Raw genomic sequence first — 16,276 nt, forward strand, 5'->3', positions numbered from 1 at the left:
AGTCTACTTTACACTCCTACTTAGTTCTAGGGGTGACGGACGTGTGAACGTCTCGAAATCCCCCGCCCGGTCGCTCTGCATCGTGACAGCGACCGCAAACACCGGAGACGCAGTGAACGTCTCGAAAGCCCCCGCGCGCTCGACTCCCGCGGCTCGGTGCGGTCCTCGGTCGTCACTCCGTTCCTCCCTGCGGTCCTTCCGTCGCCGGGGTTCGCCGAGCGCGCGGCCCCTTTATCCCCCCTATCGGTTGGTCGGTCGAGCGTTTGCAGTGGATTGGTCGGCCGAGCGCGAAGAGAGAAGAAGGAGGGAAAAGTCGTCTACTCGGTCAGCTCGGCGACTCGCTCGCTCAGTTCCTCGGGCGTGGTCACGGCCTCGCTTCGCTCGCCGTCCACGACGACGTAGGCGGTCCCCTGCTCGTCGGACTCGGCCCCGACGCCCGGAATCACGACCTTCTCGTGGTCGGCGACCCGGAGCGCGGCGCGGTGGAGGTCCGACCCCGCGTCGTCGGCGACTTCGACGACGAGCGGGTCCCGGCAGAGTCGCGCCGCGGCGGTGGCGTAAGCCGCGACCTGCACCCCGAAGCGGTCGGCGGCGTCGGCGAACGCCGCGACAGCGCCCTCTGCGGCCTCCCGGTAGCGGTCTTCGCCGGTCAACAGCGCGAGGTCGGTCAGCGCGTCGGCTATCTCGGCGTTGTGGTCGAGCGGTCGGAGCGGTCGGTCGAGCAGGCCCGGTCCCTCGCGGGGACCGTCCACGAACGCGCCCGAGTCGTCGCCCTCGGCCCGGAGTCGGTCGAGCGCGTAGTCGGCCACCTCGCGGGCGGCGTCGAGGTACGCTTCGTCGCCCGTGACCTGCCGTGCGGTCGTGAGCGCACCCAGCAGGTGGGCGTGGTCGGCCAGCAGACCGGACTCGCTCCGCTCGTCCGCCTCGTTCCCGGCGTCGAAGTGGGTCACTTCGCCGCCCTCGACCAGTTCTGACAGCACGTAGTCCAGCGCTCGCTCGGCGTACGTGCGCGCACGCTCGTCGTCCGTGTAGGCGTGGTAGGTCAGCAGAGCGTCGGCGACCATCGCGTTCGCGTCGGCGAACGCCGTCCGGTCCACCGCGGGCGCGTCGGTGGTCTCCCGGTCGGTCGGCCCGAGTGCGTAGTACTCGCTGACGTTCGGGTCGTCGCTCGCGCCGGGGGCCTGACTCCCGCCGAAGGCCTCGCCGTTCCAGAGCGTGGCGGTCAGGTACTCCACGGTGCGCTCGGCCGGGTCGCGGTACTCCTCGTCGCCGGTGTAGAGGTACGCGTTGGCGAACGCCCGAACGAGGGCGGCGTTGGTCGAGGCCAGTTTCTCGTGGTGGACCTCCGACCAGTCGCGGCCCTCGGCGAACCGGAAGAAACCGCCGTCGTAGTCGTCGTAGAGGTGCTTGCGGACCGCCGACAGCGACGCCAGCGCCTGTTCGCGCTCGCGCTTCAGCGCGAACTCCGCGGTCCGCGGGAGCGGGAACTTCTCGCTGTCGCCCCACCCGCCGAACTGGTCGTCGAACTTCTCGTCCAACTGCCCGGCGACGAGTCGCTCGATGTCGGGCGAGAGGTCCCCGACCGGCGGGTCCTCGCGGAGACTCCGCGGGATGCGGGCGGCGTCCTCGCCCTTGTGGGTCCAGAGGTCCCGGACGCGCTGGACGACCTTCCGCATCCCGTCGATACCGAGGTAGGTCGCGCCGGTGAGCAGGTCGCCGTCAGGCGTGCAGAAGACGGTCGAGGGGAACCCGCCCGCGTTGTACCGCTCCCGAACCCGCGGTTGGCGGTCGATGTCCACCCGAACCGGGACGAACGAGTCGTTGACGTTCGCGGCGACCATCGGGTTGCTGTACGCTTCGCGGTCCATCTCGTGACACCACGCACACCACGTCGCCGAGAGCGAGAGCAAGACGGGCTTGTCGGCGTTCCGGGCCTCCTCGAAGGCGTCTTCGCCCCACTCGCGCCACTCGATTTTGGTCTCCTCGGCGCTTTCGTTCATGTCCGGGGGGTTGGTGGCGGGCCGGGATGGGTCTTGCTATGTCGGCGTTGTGCGACGGTTGTTGGAGAGGTGAGTTGCGGGGACGTGGACGACGAGGGCGAGAGGACGTGAGTCATCCGACGGGAGTCCGGAGGAAGCTAGCGTCAGGCTCGAACCCATGAAGACCGCACGGCACCGTGGGAGCTTCGCTCCCACGAGCCGTGACTCACTGCGTTCGTCACGACACCGCCCCGAGTAGCGGGACGCTTACAATCCCGCGCCACCAACCCCCACACGTGCAACAAGACCGTCTCCTGTTCGGGTTGGCGGCGGTTCTCGCGGGCATCGCCACCCTCGAGTTCGTGCTGGCGTTCGTCTACACTCCCGCGTTGCTCGCCATCGCCATCCCGTTCGCGGCCGCCGCGTACCTCGTCTGGTACCAAGCCAGCGGTCGCCTCCGCGAGCGAGTCGAGAGCGGTCGGGCCGGGCGCTACCAGCGCACGGCGACCGAACGAGGCGGGTTCGGCGCGGGTCCCCGCGAGTCGTACTCCGAGCGCCGCGGCGGGTTCGACGCCGACCGCGGCGGGTTCGGCGCGCGAGGTGGCCGAGGTCAGCGAGCGCGCGGCCAGCGAGCGCGCGCGGACGGCGCGCGAGTCGGGCGCGACCCCGGACCCACCGCGGCCGAAGACTACCGCGTCCTCGGACTCGACACCGACGCCGACGCCGAGGAGGTCAAGCGGGCCTACCGCGAGAAAGTCAAGTCGGTCCACCCCGACCGCGAGTCCGGCGACGAGGCCGAGTTCAAGCGCGTGAAAGAAGCCTACGAGCGACTCCAAGAGCGACGCTGAGCGCGGGACTGTCGCCGCCGACGACTCGTCGGCGGCGGCGACTCCCCGAAGTCCCGGTCTCACACCGCGCAGTCGCGGACTATCACCAAGCGGATTTATTACGGATGGGTCATAACACCTCGCTAACTTTCACCCCGCCATGTCAGCGAGACCTCCGCAGTACCGCGTCGTCGCCGTCGTGACCCTCCTACTCGCGGCGACAGTCGCGCCGTCGATTGGTGCGAGTTCGGTTGCGAGCGCCGAAACCAACGCCTCGTTCGTCGAGAGCGTCGTCTACGAGCAACGCGGCGACGTGGCGAACATCACCGTCAAAGCCTCCCAATCGGCGACGGTCAACCTCGGGTCGGCCGAGCAGGGATTCTGGTTGCAGGTCGGCGTCAAGAAGGGGACGACCAAACTACGGCTCAACACCTTCAAAGCCGGTCGGTCCGCGACGTATCCCGTCTCGGAGATGGTGTGGGCGGCCAAAGGCTCCGTCCGGAATCGGGCGCTCCTCACCCAGTCGATAGACGGGGCGCTGGACACCGCCGAGTACCAGATGAACGTCACGATACAGGGCCAAGAGCGCGCGCTCGGGGCGTTCGTCGTCGAGAAGCGCGCGACCTACAACATCTCCGCGCGCATCGCGCCCGAGGCCCTCGACGTGTCGAAGCTAAATTCGAGCGCCGACGTACGGAACGCGACGGTCCCGCCGTGGCGCGACTCGGTGGCCTACGGCGACTGGTTTTTCCTGCGCGTCAACGCCACCGGCGTCCGGGGTGCGCTCGAAAAGTCGTTGCTGGACGGCGACGGCGAGTCCGGGATGCGGGTCGATTTCGTCCAGACCAACCCGCCGATGAACGGGCGGAGCAACGACTTCACCGGCGCGACGGTAGAGCGGGTCATCACCGGCGGTGACTTCGAGGGGTTCTACCTCGCGGTGGACACCGCTGAGGACGACGTGGAACCCGGCGACAAGTACCGAGCGTCGTTCGTTATCCCGAAAGGGAGTTCGCTGGCGAAGAAGAAACAGAACGTCTCGACCAAGTTTCGGGTCGCCGAGCGCCGAGTCCTCGTGGAGCGAAGGGGACCGGGCAAGGAAGTCGTCGTGGCGAACGAGACCACGATAAACGGCTCGACCACCCTGACGCCCGGCACGAAAATCAACATCTCGGCGCGCGACACCGGCACCGACCCCTTCCTCTATCCGCGGACGGTGACTGTCTCCAAGAACCGGACGTTCCAAGCGACGTTCAACTTCTCGAAACTGCGTCCCGGACGAAGGTTCGAGATTCGCCTCGTGGACCAGAAAGAGACCGTCCCGGCGATGGTTGCGAACGACTCGGCCCCGTCGAAGGGAGGGTCGCCGAACGAGACGACGACCCCGCCGAATACGACGACCCCGCCGAACGCGACGACCAACGCGACCACGACCCCGCCGAACGCGACGACCAACGCGACGACAACGACGCCCGACGGTCTCACTCAGCGTGCGGTGAACGGTACTGGCAAGCCGCTGACACAGCGACCCGTCGAGGAGAGCGAAGACGGGAGCGGTGGAAGTGGCGGCCCAGTCCCCGGTTTCGACGGAATCGGAGCAATCGTCGCGGTGGTGGCGGCCACCCTGTTAGCCGCCCGACGGCGGTAGGGCCGATGTTTTTTATACAGGGGCTGAGGATATGAAGTCGAACACGGTTCCCCCGCGGTGAAATCATGTTGCAGGGAATGGACCAGTCGGATTTCGGGCAGTTCGTTGCGGCCCTCTGGGAGCGGCAGGGCTGGCAGACACAGGTCAAGCGCGACGACGGCCGGGTCTTCGTCGCGGTCCAGCGACCTCAGTCCGGCGAGGAGGGACTGCTGTGGGCCCGCGGCGACGACGGCGAAGTCGGCGGCCAGCAAGTCCAGCAGTTCGCCTCGCTCTGCCAGCAGTACGAAGTCGCGGAGGCGGCAATCGTCACCGCGGGGACGTTCTCGGACGACGCAGAGAAGGTCTCACAGGGGTCCGGCGTCGAACTCCTCGACGCCGAGGGCATCGCACAGATACTCAAGCGCAAGGAGTGGATTGACCTCGCCGAGGAGTACGGCGGCGGCGACGTACCGTCCGGCGGCGACGGCGACTCACCCCTCGACTCGCTGAAGGCGGTGAGCGAGCGAGCGTCGTCGCTGGTCTCGGGTGCGCTCGGCGACACCGACGTTTCGGTCCCGACGAAACCCGCACTCGGGGTCGTCGTGGTAGTCGCCTTGCTCGCCGTGGGTGTTCTCGTCGGCCCGTCGATACCCTTCCTCGGCGGCGGCGGTGGCGGCGCGCCCATCTCGGCCGAATCCGTCGCGCCCGCCAACAGCACGACCAACGTCACCGTCTCGTGGAACGCAAAGGTAGTAGACACCATCGACCCCAACGAGAGCGACGGGCGGGCCTACCACGCACCGCGCGGCGAGCAGTTCGTTCTCGTCCGGATGAGCGTCAACAACACCGGCGAGAAGAGCGCGAAGGTGCGACAGGCCGGGTTCAAACTCCGGACCGAAAACCGGACCTACAGCCACCAACCGCTCAACGAACACGACGGTTTCGTGGACTTCGCCATCTCACCGGGCACCAACTACGTCGGGTGGACGGTGTTCTCGGTGCCGAAGGGGACGACCGGGACGCTGGTCTACGAACGGAACGCCTCCGACAAACCAATCGCCGTCTCGTTTGACCACGACCCGAACCTCGCGGTCAACGTGACCCAGCGGTAGGACGGCGGGCGAGTCGAATCGCACCGAAACCGGGTCGAACACCCCGTTAGCGTGCAGAACGGAGTCGTCCCAATCCGGGCAAGGCTTTTGGCGACTCCGACCTAACCCCGTCGTATGTGCCCTAACCGGGCCGTCTTGCGAAGCGCGCTCGAACGCGGCGAACAGGAGGGCGGGAGCGTCGAGTTCAAAGAGCGACTCACCAAGGAACTCCACCTCACAGAGGGACGGATGGAGAGTCTCGCGGCCCAACTCAGACATCGAGTGTTGTCGGGCGACGGCGAAGCCACCTACGTCGTCGGCGTGACCGACGACGGCGGCATCGCCGGAATCAGCCACGAGGCCTTCTCGGAGTCGATGGACGTACTCAGTCTGCTCGCCGAGGAAGCGGGTGCCCACATCGAAGACGTACAGACGTGGGGCATCGACGCCGACGGGTCGGCCAGCGAGATTGACGAGCTGTTCGTGACCGACCGGGACGCCGAGCAGAGTACCGACGGACTCGTCGGCGTGGCGACGATTCGGGAGGGCGCGATGCTCGACACAGACAGCGAACACATCGTGGTCGGCACCGCGGGCCACGTGGACCACGGCAAGTCCACGCTGGTCGGGTCGCTCGTGACCGGCCAACCCGACGACGGCGAGGGCGGCACGCGGGGCTACCTCGACGTGCAACCCCACGAAGTCGAGCGCGGCCTGTCGGCGGACCTCTCCTACGGCGTCTACGGCTTCGACGGCGACGGCCCGGTTCGGATGGACAACCCCCACCGGAAGTCCGACCGCGCCCGCGTGGTCGAGGAGTCCGACCGACTCGTCTCGTTCGTGGACACGGTGGGTCACGAACCGTGGCTTCGAACCACGATTCGGGGGCTGGTCGGCCAGAAACTCGACTACGGCCTGCTGACCGTGGCCGCCGACGACGGCCCGACCAAGACCACCCGCGAACACCTCGGGGTCTTGCTCGCCACGGAACTGCCGACGATGGTCGTCATCACGAAGGCCGACGTGGTGGACGACGAGCGCGTCGCCGAAGTCGAGCGCGAAGTCGAGCGACTGCTCCGGGACGTGGGCAAGACCCCGCTCCGAATCGAGCGCCACGGCGTGGACGCCGCAATCGAGGAAATCGGCGGGAGCGTCGTGCCGGTCCTGACGACCAGCGCGGTCACGATGGAGGGGTTGGAGACGCTGGACGAACTGCTCGAACGCCTGCCGAAGACGACCGCAGACTCCGGGGACTTCCGGATGTACATCGACCGAAGCTACTCGGTGACTGGGGTCGGCGCAGTCGCCTCGGGGACCATCATGTCGGGGGAAGTCGAGGCGGGCGACGAACTCCTGTTGGGACCGATGGCCGACGGTGACTTTCGAGAGGTCGAAGTCCGGTCCATCGAGATGCACTACCACCGCGTGGACAAGGCCAAGGCGGGCCGCATCGTCGGCATCGCGCTGAAGGGGGTCCGGGAGACCGACGTAGAGCGCGGGATGGTCCTGCTCCCGAAGGAGGCCGACCCCGAACCGGTCCGGGAGTTCGAGGCCGAAGTCGTCGTCCTGAACCACCCGACCCGCATCGGCGACGGCTACGAACCGGTCATCCACCTCGAAACCGTGAGCGAGGCCGCGACCTTCCACCCCCACGAGGGCCAACTCCTGCCGGGCGACTCGGGGACCACCACGGTCCGGTTCAAGTTCCGGCCCTACCTCGTCAAGGAGGGCCAGCGGTTCGTCTTCCGCGAGGGCCAGAGCAAGGGCGTCGGCACCGTGACCGACGTGAACCCCAAGTAGAACCCGTGAACCGAGACCGGGCGGTCGAACTGGCGACGACGCTTCTGGCCGGAGTCCTGTTCGTCCTGAGCGCCGCGGGTCTCGCCGTCGCGGTGCAGAGCGGCGACGGACTCGTCTCGGCGGTGTTCGGCGTCTACCTCACGGCCCTGCTCCTCGCGGGCGTCCTCCGGGACATTATCGACACCCCACGCTGGCAGGTGGCGTTCTTCGCCGGGGTCGCGGTGTGGGGCGGTTACGGGTACCTCACGACTGGCGACCTGCTGTCGGCGTTGCTCGCGGTGGCGGGCGTCGTGATAGTCGCGGCGAACCTGCTCGACCTCCGCTAGTCGGATTTCCACGGTCGCTCGGAGTCCGCGAGTCGCTCCAGCGACGAGAGCGCGTAGTGCGGTTCCGGGTCCGGTTCGACGCCTTCCTCGGAAGGCACCCACACCGACCCGACTCCCGCGGCGTGCGCGCCCGCCACGTCCGAGGATAGCGAATTGCCGACGTGTACCGCTCGGTCGGCCGTCGCGCCGAGGTCCGCGAGCGCGACTTCGAAAGGTTCGGGGTCGGGTTTCGCGGCGGCGTCGTGGCCCGCGAAGACGACAGTCTCGAAGCAGTCGGCGAGTCCCGCGGCCTCCAGTTTCGTGGTCTGCATCTCGGGCGGACCGTTGGTCACGACGCCGAGGGCGTGGTCGTCGGCGAGTTCGTCGAGAGTCTCGCGCGCGCCGGGCAGACACTCGACTCGGGAGTGGTCGCGTTCGGCGGCGAAGGCGTCGGCGACCGCCCGGCCGCGTTCGGGGGCGTGGCCGCGGTCCGCGGCGATTTCCGCGAAGCAGTTCGCACGCCCCTCGGCGATGGAGACGCCGGGCGCGAGGTGGTCGCCGAACCGGTCGAAGTACTCGCCTACGTCGAAAAACGAGTCCTCCCCGGCCGACTCGAAGGCGAGGTCGAGGAGTTCTCCGGGCGGGCGCTCGTACTCCACGAGCGTCCCGTCTAGGTCGAACAGCACGGCGTCGATGTCGGCATCGTCGTCGGATGTGGCGTGGTCGTCACCGGACATGTGGTCGTCGGTCGAACGTCGGACTCGGCGGGGAAAAATCGTGTCGATGGGCCACCAGCTTGCGCTGAAAGAGGCCAACCATTAAGTTGAGGCTGTGATAACTGAAACCGAATGGCTGGCGAAGATGTCAGCGGGCCGTCGCAGGCACCGGACGACTCGCTGGAGGGGTGGTTAGACGCGAAGGCCGAGGAGCTAGGCGTGAGCCGCGAGGAACTGCTCGCGCGACTCCGAGACGGCGACTCGGTTCAGGGCATCGAGAACGGCGAGGCGTTCGCCGCGCTCCGCCGGGAGTTCGGCGAACGCCTCGCGGCCACCAGAGAGGAGTTCGAGACCCAACTGGCCGAAGTCGAGGCCGACCTCGCCGACGTGGAGACCGACCTCGCGTACGCCGAGAACGACTTCGAGGACAAAATCGAGGACGTGCGCGAGCGGGTGGTGCAGGTCAAGCGCGAGACCGACGGGAAGGCTCCGGCCGACCACGACCACCCCGAACTCCACGGGCGGACCGAGGAGGTGGCCGACCGCGCCGACCGGTTAGCCGAGGAACTCGACGCGCTCTCGGAGACCGTCTCGGAGTTGGACGAGCGGGTCGAAACCGGCTTCGACAACTACGAGGACGTGCTGGAGTACCTGACCGACGCGACCGACGACCTCGAAGCCAAACTCACGACGCTCGCGGAGGTGACGACCGACCTGCGCGACCAGACCGAGACGCTGGCGGCCCGCCACGCCGCCCGCGCCGCCGCCGACGAACTCGCCCACCTCGCCAACCGCCGGGGCGTCGAGAGCGCCAAGTGCGGCCACTGCTCGGAGACGGTCCACGTCGGCCTGCTCGCCGAACCCAAGTGCCCCCACTGCGCCAGCACCTTCAACGACGTGGAACCCAAACAGGGCCTGTTCGGGTCGGCCAAACTCGTTGTCGGCGACCCGCCCGCGCTGGAGGGCGAGCGCGCCGACTGGGACCTCGGGAGCGTGATGGACGCCGACGGGCGGGACATCGGCAAGGCCCTCGACGACATCGTGGCGGAGGACGACGAATGAGCGACCGGCGCGACGACCCCGACCGGCGAGACGACCGGACCCGCGCCGGTCGGGACGAACCGCTCGGGGACCTCGCCGCGGAAGTGCGCGAGCGAACCGGGACCACCCGCGGCGAGCGCGACGACCCGCCGACCCGAGAGGGACCGCTGGCCGACGTTGCCTCGGCGGTGGACGAGCGACGGCGGCGCAAGCGCGACGAGACCGACGCCTTCGAGTCGGTGGACGTGGGCGACATCGACGGCGAGAAGCTCTGGGAGGAGTTGGCCGAAAGAGGAGACGAAGGCGAGGGCGCGACGGCCGCAGTCTCGGCCGACGCGCCGACGGCGGAGTCCGCCGACGCGACCGAAGTCGCCGAGACGACTTCTCCCGACCCCGCCGCGAGCGCTTCCGACCGCGACGTGCGCACGATTCCGACCGAGACTTGCCACGGGTGCCCGCACTTCGGCGACCCGCCGGACCTCGCCTGCACCCACGAGGGCACCGACATTCTGGCGATGCCCGACACCGGCCACTTCCGCGTGGCCGACTGCCCGATGGTGGTCGATGGCGAGGAGGACATCAGCGGTATCGGCGTCGGAAGCGACGACGAGTGACGGCTACCGTATCCGCGACCGTACGGACCGCGACGGTATCGTGACTGCACGGCACCGCGACCGAGGACCTCCCACCTCCCGGTCTCCTCGCTCGTCCACCGGCGGAGCAAGCTCTGGCGAGCTGTTGGGAATCACTGATTCGCTCCATCCCGAAAATCTCCGATTTTCGGGGACAGCGAAGCGAGCAGGAACGTCTGCCGGTGGCGAGCGGGCGGGGGCTTTCGAGGAAAAGACGGTCTTTCGGGTTTTTGCGGTGTAGAGCGAACGGCAGGGGCTTTCGAGGCGTCCCCTGCGTCTCCGGTGTTCAGGTCGTCGTAGCACGGTCACGGCGGACGCGCGACTCCCGGACGAGTCGGTTCCCGACTCCGGCCGACTCCGGGTCTCGAAGGACCGACTGGAGCGCGCGACGGCGTGGTTCCACCGCTGGGGCGGAGTCCGGTGCCGTGGGGTCGTCTGCTCCCGGTCCTGCGCTCGATGGTGTCGGTACCCGCCGGACTCGCGGGGATGGCCCGCTGGAAGTTCACGCTCTACCCGGCGACGGGTGCGCTCGCGTTCGGCGCGGCCGTCGCGGTGGCCGTCGAGACCGGTCTGGTCGGCATCGCGTGACCGAGACACTTTTCCGTTGCCGAAAGAATGAATATCATTCGCTTTAGAATGGTATAGTTATCCTAAACGCGGCGTGAGCTGACTCGGCGTGACGCTCCGCGCCGCGCCCCGTCCGAAGGCAAGAGCCTTGACCGCGCCGTCGCAACCTCGCGTATGGCGTTTTTCGACCGCCTCCGGGACCGCATCCGAGCGACCGACGGGACGCTCGCGGTCGGTCTGAATCCCGTCCTCGCTCGCCTCCCCGACGACTGCCGGGAGTACGACTACCCCCGGCGGGCGTTCACCCGCCGAATCGTAGACGCGACCCACGAACACGTCGCGGCGTACACCGTCTCGCCCGCCTTCTACGCCGATGCCGAGGGGTGGACCGCGCTGGCCGAGACCGTCGCCTACGCTCGGGGCCGCGGCGTCCCCGTCGTCCTCGACGCGAAGGACGGCGACGTGCCGAACCCCGACGCCGACCTGCTCGACGCGGTGGACGCCGTAACGGTCTCGCCGTACCTCGGCCGGGACGCGCTCGCGCCGCTACTCGACCGCGACGTGGGCGTGTTCGTGACCTGCCGGACGCCGAACGCGGGCGCGGCGGACCTGCAGGACCGACCCGTCGCTTGCGAGGGAGAACGGGAAGGAGGTACCGACGACGAGGGAGACGACGGAGCGCCGACGCTGGCCGAGGAGATAGCGAGTCTTGTGGCGTCGTGGGCCGACGACGCCGCGGCCGACGTGGGACTGCTCGTCGGCGGGCCGACCGAAGCAGTCGAGTCGCTCCGCGAGCGAGCGCCGGAACGCCCGTTCTTCGTGGTCGGCGGCGCGAGAAACGACCCCGCGGTCGCCGCCCACGCCGCGCCCGAGACGGGCGCGGACGCGGGCGTCGGACTGGTCGAGACCTCCCGAGAAGTTCTCTACGCCGGTGAGACCGCGGGCCGGGGCCGCCGACGGGGGCAGGACGACTACGCGGCGGCGGCCCGCGAAGCGGCCCGCCGACTCAAGCGCCAACTGAACCGCCATCGGTGAGCGACCGGACCGCCACTGGTGAGCGACCGGAGCGGCGGCCGCTTTCGCCACCGCGGTCAGAACCGCATCACGTCGTCGTCGTCCACGTCGTCGGGCCGGACGGTCCCCTCGCGCCCGCCGCGTTCGACCGTCGCGGCGCACTGCGCACAGAGACCGGTCGCCTCGTCCCAGTGTTCCTCGCACGCGAGCGTCCCGCAGTTGGGACACGAGTGTTCGGCTTCCTGCCGTTCGCAGATTTGACAGAGACCCGTGACGCTCATGGGTTTCTCACTTGCGTTCGCTAAGGTGTCGAAGCGTATGAATGTGTGGGCGGGTCGCACTGGAAGTGAATGGGACGACGGAGACGACAGAAGTGAATGGGACGACGGAAACGTCGGTGACTTCTTGAACCAATCAGGACCGCACCGCGACCGCACAGCACCGAAACAGCACCGCGACCGCACGTGGTCTGTGACGACCGGCGCGTCCCGCGGCCTGCGACAGTCCGCGACGCCCGAGAGTGACGCCGGTCTGTTCCGCCCGAAACGTGGCGGAGCGTCCACATTTCGCCGCCTTGCCGTGGCACGTTCTGACGCGCAACTCGCGCTCCGAAATCGTTTTGAACGACGCTCGCCGACACCCAGTATGCCGACAGAACCGGAAACTGATTACGACCCTTCTCTCGGAAACAAGTTCATCTTCGTAACCGGGGGCGTCATGTCGGGACTCGGCAAGGGAATCACGGCCGCCTCGACCGGCCGACTGCTGGCCAACGCCGGATTCGACGTGACGGCGGTCAAAATCGACCCCTATCTCAACGTGGACGCCGGGACGATGAACCCCTTCCAGCACGGGGAGGTGTACGTCCTCAAGGACGGTGGCGAGGTGGACCTCGACTTGGGGAACTACGAGCGGTTCCTCGACGTGGACATGACGTTCGACCACAACGTCACCACGGGCAAGACCTACCAGCACGTCATCGAGAAGGAGCGCGCGGGCGACTACCTCGGGAAGACGGTCCAAATCATCCCGCACGTCACCGACGACATCAAGCGCCGGATTCGGGAGGCCGCCGAGGGCCACGACGTGTGTATCGTGGAAGTCGGCGGCACGGTGGGTGACATCGAGGGGATGCCGTTCCTCGAAGCCCTCCGGCAGTTCGCCCACGAGGAAGACGACGAGGACTTCCTGCTGACCCACGTCACGCTGGTCCCCTACTCGAAGAACGGCGAGCAAAAGACCAAGCCCACCCAACACTCCGTGAAGGAACTGCGCTCTATCGGTCTCCAACCCGACATTCTGGTCGGTCGGTGCGAGGACGAACTCGACCCCTCGACCAAGGAGAAAATCGCGCTGTTCTGCGACGTGCCGACCGACGCCGTGTTCTCGAACCCCGACGTGGAGGACATCTACCACGTCCCCCTGATGGTCGAAGAGGAGGGACTCGACGAATACGTGATGGACCGCTTCGACCTGACGGACGACGCGCTTCCGAAGGGCGAACGCGACAACCAGTGGCGCAACCTCGTCACCCAAGAGACCCACGGCGAAGTAGACATCGCACTCGTCGGCAAGTACGACCTCGAAGACGCCTACATCTCGGTCAACGAGGCGCTCAAGCACGCGGGACTGGAGAAGAACGTGGACGTGAACGTCCGGTGGGTGGACTCCGAGAAGATGGCCGACGACCACGAACAGCGACTCCGCGAGGCCGACGGCGTGGTCGTCCCCGGCGGGTTCGGGAGTCGCGGCACCGAGGGTAAAATCGAGGCCATTCGGTACGCCCGCGAGAACGGCGTCCCGTATCTCGGTCTCTGTCTGGGCTTCCAACTCGCAGTCGTGGAGTTCGCCCGGAACGTCCTCGGACTGGAGGACGCACACTCCGCGGAAATCGAGGAAGACACGCCCCACCCGGTCATCGACCTCCTGCCAGAGCAGTACGACCTCGAAGACCTCGGTGGGACGATGCGACTCGGTGCCCACGAGACCGACATCGAGCCCGACACCCTCGCCGAGAGAATCTACGGCGGCACCTCCTGCACCGAGCGCCACCGCCACCGCTACGAGGTAAACCCCGAGTACTTCGAACAGTTCGACGACACCGGTCTCGTCTTCTCCGGTCGGTCGGGCAACCGGATGGAGATTCTGGAACTCGAAGACCACCCGTACTTCGTCGGCACCCAGTTCCATCCCGAGTTCCGGTCGCGGCCGACCCGCGCGAGTCCGCCGTTCGTCGGCCTGCTTGAGACCGTACTGGACCGTGACGACGAACAGACCGACACCGACGCCGAAACCCCCGAGGAGGTCGAAGCATAATGGTAAACACGGACGAGTTCATCGAGGAGAAAGTCACGGAAATCCGCGAACAGGTCGGGGACGCAAACGCCGTCATCGCGCTGTCGGGCGGCGTGGACTCCTCTACGGCCGCGGCGCTGGCCTACGAAGCGGTCGGCGACCAACTCACCCCGGTCTACGTCGATACCGGCCTGATGCGGAAGGGCGAAACCGACGAGATTCGGGAGACGTTCGACTACATGGACAGTCTCCGCATCGTGGACGCGAAAGACCGATTCCTCGACGCACTCGCTGGCGTCACCGACCCCGAGGAAAAGCGCCACGTCATCGGCGAGCAGTTCATCCGGGAGTTCGAGACGGTCGCCGAGGAGACCGACGCCGACTATCTGGTGCAGGGGACCATCTACCCCGACCGCATCGAGAGCGAGGGCACCATCAAGTCCCACCACAACGTCGGCGGTCTGCCCGACGTGGTGGACTTCGAGGGAATCGTCGAACCAATGCGGGACCTCTACAAGGACGAGGTTCGGGAAGTCGCCCGCGAGTTGGACCTCGAAGAAATCATCGCCGAGCGCATGCCCTTCCCCGGTCCGGGCCTCGCGGTCCGCATCCTCGGGGAAGTCACCGACGAGAAACTCGAAGTCGCCCGCGAAGCGACCCACGTCGTGGAAGAAGAACTCGAAGAGTACGACCCGTGGCAGGCGTTCGCCGCGGTCCTCGGCAAAGCGACCGGCGTCAAGGGCGACAACCGGGTCCACGGCCACGTGGTCTCTGTCCGGTCGGTCGAGAGTCGGGACGGCATGACCGCCCGAGCGCAGGAGATAGACTGGGAGACCCTCCAGCGCATCCAGAGTCGCATCACCGGACAGAACGAGAACGTCTCGCGGGTGGTCTACGACGTGACCCACAAACCGCCCGCCACCATCGAGTACGAGTAAGATGAAGGCAATCCTCGTCGGACCCGACCGAGACGGACTGGGCGACGCCCTCGAATCCGAGGGCGTCGAAGTGACGCGCATCGAGGAGTTCGGCAACCGACCGGCGCTCGAAGAGGCCGGAATCACCGAGGCCGACGCGCTGGTCCTGACCGAGGCGTCGGGCGCGACTAGCATCCCCATCGCCAAGGACCTCAACGACGACGTTCGAGTAGTCGTCTACGCCGACGACAACCTGCCGGACTTCGCCCGCGGGCAGGCCGACCTCATCGTGGACCCGCGACTTCTGTCTGCCGACGCGGTGGCCGAGGAACTGGCCTCGTAAGCCGTCTTCTGCTGTTTTCTATCATCCATCGTCGTTGATTGCGTCGCCTGTACTCCAGCTACTTTTCGAATCGTCAGTATCGGCACCGAACCCGTCGTTGCTACTGCCGTCGTCGTTGACGGCATCTCCAACCGTCCAAGTCTCCACCATCCTCGTACAGAACAGACAAAGGTTGATTACGACCTTGACGCTGAACACTCTGACAAACGTAACACTGCCGACCCCTAGGGTAGCTACGACCACCTTCATCCATTTTCGGCGTGATGTTCGGAAGTCTGACCGTCCGCGCCGACGAACGTCTTCAAACACTCTCTTCGAGTTGGTTTCGAGGCCGGTTCACCGTCGTCGCCGGATTTGGACTCTCTTCCCACCATGAGAGAGTTGAATCTCCAGACAATTCGGTTCGGTAAACGTCTTGTGGTGAGAATAGAACCCTCGTTCTGCGATTTCGTCGCCTGTCGTTCTACCCCACCAACCGAGCTTCGAAAACCGGTTTCGGCACCTCTTCACCGTCGTCGTTCAGTCTGTCCGTCACTTCCCACTCGCCGACGACGGCGAACCCCGCGCTCTCCAGTTGCGCTCTCGTGGCCTCGGTCCCGGCGATGTCCCACTGCATCTCGACGCCGGTGTCGAGCCAATCGGGATTCTCGCCGGACCACTCCTGACAGCCTTCCGTCAGAAGGACTCGCCCGCCGGGTCGGAGGACGCGGGCGAACTCCCCGAGAACCGTCTCGTGGTCGCCGTAGGGGACGTGAATCAGCGAGTTGTAGGCGGTCACGGCGTCGAAGGCGTCGTCTCGGAAGGGGAGGGCGGTCATGTCGCCCTGCGAGAGCGATGCGCCGGGGACGTTCACGGCCGCGAGTCGCAGCTGTTCGCGCGAGAAGTCGAGACCGAGGGGGTCGCCCGACTCTGCGAGTCGGGCGAGGACCGGCGTTCCCTGTCCGCACCCGGCGTCTAAGACGCGAGGGTCGTCCGGAAGCGCGTCGAGAAAGTCGGTCAGAAGCTCCGTCCCGCGGCCGCCCTCCGACCGCTCGGCGGCGTAGGTCTCGGCCATCTCGTCGTAGCCTCGACGAACTGCGTCTCTGTCGCTCATCACGTCCGTAGAGTCGGGTCCGCCACGTA

17 protein-coding genes are annotated in these 16,276 nt (G+C 67.1%); 12 read left to right on the plus strand and 5 right to left on the minus strand.

What is annotated here, in order from left to right:
- Window positions 1-317 precede the first annotated feature (317 nt).
- Window positions 318-2,000 carry a DUF255 domain-containing protein gene (locus tag P2T60_RS12150; protein WP_276279514.1) on the minus strand — a complete coding sequence of 561 codons (1,683 nt, stop codon included), beginning with the start codon at window positions 1,998-2,000 and terminating at the stop codon, window positions 318-320.
- Between the two features lie 275 nt (window positions 2,001-2,275).
- On the opposite strand from P2T60_RS12150, the gene P2T60_RS12155 reads away from it, so the two are divergent.
- From P2T60_RS12155 to P2T60_RS12175, 5 genes are all read left to right on the plus strand, one after another.
- Entirely contained in the window at window positions 2,276-2,827 is a 552-nt protein-coding gene (locus P2T60_RS12155; RefSeq protein ID WP_276279515.1) for a J domain-containing protein, read from the plus strand.
- A gap of 139 nt (window positions 2,828-2,966) precedes the next feature.
- Window positions 2,967-4,454: a BGTF surface domain-containing protein gene (locus tag P2T60_RS12160; protein WP_276279516.1), complete on the plus strand. Its 1,488-nt coding sequence runs from the start codon at window positions 2,967-2,969 to the stop codon at window positions 4,452-4,454.
- 65 nt (window positions 4,455-4,519) lie between these two features.
- Complete coding sequence (locus tag P2T60_RS12165) at window positions 4,520-5,545, plus strand: restriction endonuclease (protein WP_276279517.1); 1,026 nt, start codon at window positions 4,520-4,522, stop codon at window positions 5,543-5,545.
- Between the two features lie 114 nt (window positions 5,546-5,659).
- Window positions 5,660-7,324, plus strand: a complete 1,665-nt coding sequence (locus tag P2T60_RS12170) for a GTPBP1 family GTP-binding protein (protein WP_276279518.1) — start codon at window positions 5,660-5,662, stop codon at window positions 7,322-7,324.
- Window positions 7,325-7,329: 5 nt separating this feature from the next.
- Window positions 7,330-7,650: a hypothetical protein gene (locus P2T60_RS12175; protein WP_276279519.1), complete on the plus strand. Its 321-nt coding sequence runs from the start codon at window positions 7,330-7,332 to the stop codon at window positions 7,648-7,650.
- Here P2T60_RS12175 and P2T60_RS12180 read toward each other — a convergent pair.
- Window positions 7,647-8,366: an HAD family hydrolase gene (locus tag P2T60_RS12180; protein WP_276279520.1), complete on the minus strand. Its 720-nt coding sequence runs from the start codon at window positions 8,364-8,366 to the stop codon at window positions 7,647-7,649. The genes P2T60_RS12175 and P2T60_RS12180 overlap by 4 nt on opposite strands.
- Window positions 8,367-8,477: 111 nt before the next feature.
- Between P2T60_RS12180 and P2T60_RS12185 the strand changes: the two genes are divergently transcribed.
- From P2T60_RS12185 to pyrF, 4 genes are all read left to right on the plus strand, one after another.
- Entirely contained in the window at window positions 8,478-9,407 is a 930-nt protein-coding gene (locus P2T60_RS12185) for a hypothetical protein (RefSeq protein WP_276279521.1), read from the plus strand.
- Window positions 9,404-10,000, plus strand: a complete 597-nt coding sequence (locus tag P2T60_RS12190) for a DUF8135 domain-containing protein (RefSeq protein WP_276279522.1) — start codon at window positions 9,404-9,406, stop codon at window positions 9,998-10,000. Before P2T60_RS12185 ends, P2T60_RS12190 begins: the two co-directional genes overlap by 4 nt.
- Window positions 10,001-10,411: 411 nt before the next feature.
- Window positions 10,412-10,606: a hypothetical protein gene (locus P2T60_RS12195; protein WP_276279523.1), complete on the plus strand. Its 195-nt coding sequence runs from the start codon at window positions 10,412-10,414 to the stop codon at window positions 10,604-10,606.
- Window positions 10,607-10,759: 153 nt separating this feature from the next.
- On the plus strand, window positions 10,760-11,620 hold the full coding sequence (pyrF, locus tag P2T60_RS12200) for an orotidine-5'-phosphate decarboxylase (protein ID WP_276279524.1): 861 nt from the start codon (window positions 10,760-10,762) through the stop codon (window positions 11,618-11,620).
- 56 nt (window positions 11,621-11,676) lie between these two features.
- Here pyrF and P2T60_RS12205 read toward each other — a convergent pair whose 3' ends face one another.
- Window positions 11,677-11,880, minus strand: a complete 204-nt coding sequence (locus tag P2T60_RS12205) for a hypothetical protein (protein ID WP_276279525.1) — start codon at window positions 11,878-11,880, stop codon at window positions 11,677-11,679.
- Window positions 11,881-12,244: 364 nt separating this feature from the next.
- Here P2T60_RS12205 and pyrG point away from each other — a divergent pair, with 364 nt between their 5' ends.
- Genes pyrG through P2T60_RS12220 form a run of 3 tightly spaced genes read left to right on the plus strand, consistent with a single transcriptional unit; the run spans window position 12,245 to window position 15,154 of the window.
- Window positions 12,245-13,915, plus strand: coding sequence for a glutamine hydrolyzing CTP synthase (gene pyrG / locus P2T60_RS12210; RefSeq protein ID WP_276279526.1), 1,671 nt, complete (start codon window positions 12,245-12,247; stop codon window positions 13,913-13,915).
- Window positions 13,915-14,832, plus strand: coding sequence for a glutamine-hydrolyzing GMP synthase (gene guaA / locus P2T60_RS12215; protein WP_276279527.1), 918 nt, complete (start codon window positions 13,915-13,917; stop codon window positions 14,830-14,832). The genes pyrG and guaA overlap by 1 nt, the downstream gene beginning before the upstream one ends.
- Window position 14,833: 1 nt before the next feature.
- Window positions 14,834-15,154 (plus strand): DUF7126 family protein, encoded by a 321-nt coding sequence (locus tag P2T60_RS12220; protein WP_276279528.1) that lies wholly within the window; start codon window positions 14,834-14,836, stop codon window positions 15,152-15,154.
- Between the two features lie 21 nt (window positions 15,155-15,175).
- On the opposite strand, the gene P2T60_RS12225 is transcribed toward P2T60_RS12220, so the two are convergent.
- Together P2T60_RS12225 and P2T60_RS12230 are read right to left on the minus strand one after the other, a co-directional pair.
- Window positions 15,176-15,304: a hypothetical protein gene (locus tag P2T60_RS12225; RefSeq protein WP_276279529.1), complete on the minus strand. Its 129-nt coding sequence runs from the start codon at window positions 15,302-15,304 to the stop codon at window positions 15,176-15,178.
- A 313-nt stretch (window positions 15,305-15,617) separates the two neighbouring features.
- Entirely contained in the window at window positions 15,618-16,247 is a 630-nt protein-coding gene (locus tag P2T60_RS12230) for a class I SAM-dependent methyltransferase (protein ID WP_276279530.1), read from the minus strand.
- Between the last annotated feature and the right edge of the window lie 29 nt (window positions 16,248-16,276).

The organism is Halorussus caseinilyticus (assembly GCF_029338395.1).
In the GTDB taxonomy this organism is placed as follows: Archaea; Halobacteriota; Halobacteria; order Halobacteriales; family Haladaptataceae; genus Halorussus; species Halorussus caseinilyticus.

Excerpts from the sequence above, each read along its gene's own strand:
- P2T60_RS12160 (WP_276279516.1), top strand. The coding sequence starts at position 2,967 with ATGTCAGCGAGACCTCCGCAGTACCGCGTCGTCGCCGTCGTGACCCTC.
- pyrG (WP_276279526.1), top strand. The coding sequence starts at position 12,245 with ATGCCGACAGAACCGGAAACTGATTACGACCCTTCTCTCGGAAACAAG.
- P2T60_RS12170 (WP_276279518.1), top strand. The coding sequence starts at position 5,660 with ATGTGCCCTAACCGGGCCGTCTTGCGAAGCGCGCTCGAACGCGGCGAA.
- P2T60_RS12220 (WP_276279528.1), top strand. The coding sequence starts at position 14,834 with ATGAAGGCAATCCTCGTCGGACCCGACCGAGACGGACTGGGCGACGCC.
- P2T60_RS12185 (WP_276279521.1), top strand. The coding sequence starts at position 8,478 with ATGGCTGGCGAAGATGTCAGCGGGCCGTCGCAGGCACCGGACGACTCG.
- P2T60_RS12205 (WP_276279525.1), bottom strand. The coding sequence starts at position 11,880 with ATGAGCGTCACGGGTCTCTGTCAAATCTGCGAACGGCAGGAAGCCGAA.
- guaA (WP_276279527.1), top strand. The coding sequence starts at position 13,915 with ATGGTAAACACGGACGAGTTCATCGAGGAGAAAGTCACGGAAATCCGC.
- P2T60_RS12180 (WP_276279520.1), bottom strand. The coding sequence starts at position 8,366 with ATGTCCGGTGACGACCACGCCACATCCGACGACGATGCCGACATCGAC.
- P2T60_RS12225 (WP_276279529.1), bottom strand. The coding sequence starts at position 15,304 with ATGGTGGAGACTTGGACGGTTGGAGATGCCGTCAACGACGACGGCAGT.
- P2T60_RS12230 (WP_276279530.1), bottom strand. The coding sequence starts at position 16,247 with ATGAGCGACAGAGACGCAGTTCGTCGAGGCTACGACGAGATGGCCGAG.
- pyrF (WP_276279524.1), top strand. The coding sequence starts at position 10,760 with ATGGCGTTTTTCGACCGCCTCCGGGACCGCATCCGAGCGACCGACGGG.
- P2T60_RS12150 (WP_276279514.1), bottom strand. The coding sequence starts at position 2,000 with ATGAACGAAAGCGCCGAGGAGACCAAAATCGAGTGGCGCGAGTGGGGC.
- P2T60_RS12165 (WP_276279517.1), top strand. The coding sequence starts at position 4,520 with ATGTTGCAGGGAATGGACCAGTCGGATTTCGGGCAGTTCGTTGCGGCC.
- P2T60_RS12190 (WP_276279522.1), top strand. The coding sequence starts at position 9,404 with ATGAGCGACCGGCGCGACGACCCCGACCGGCGAGACGACCGGACCCGC.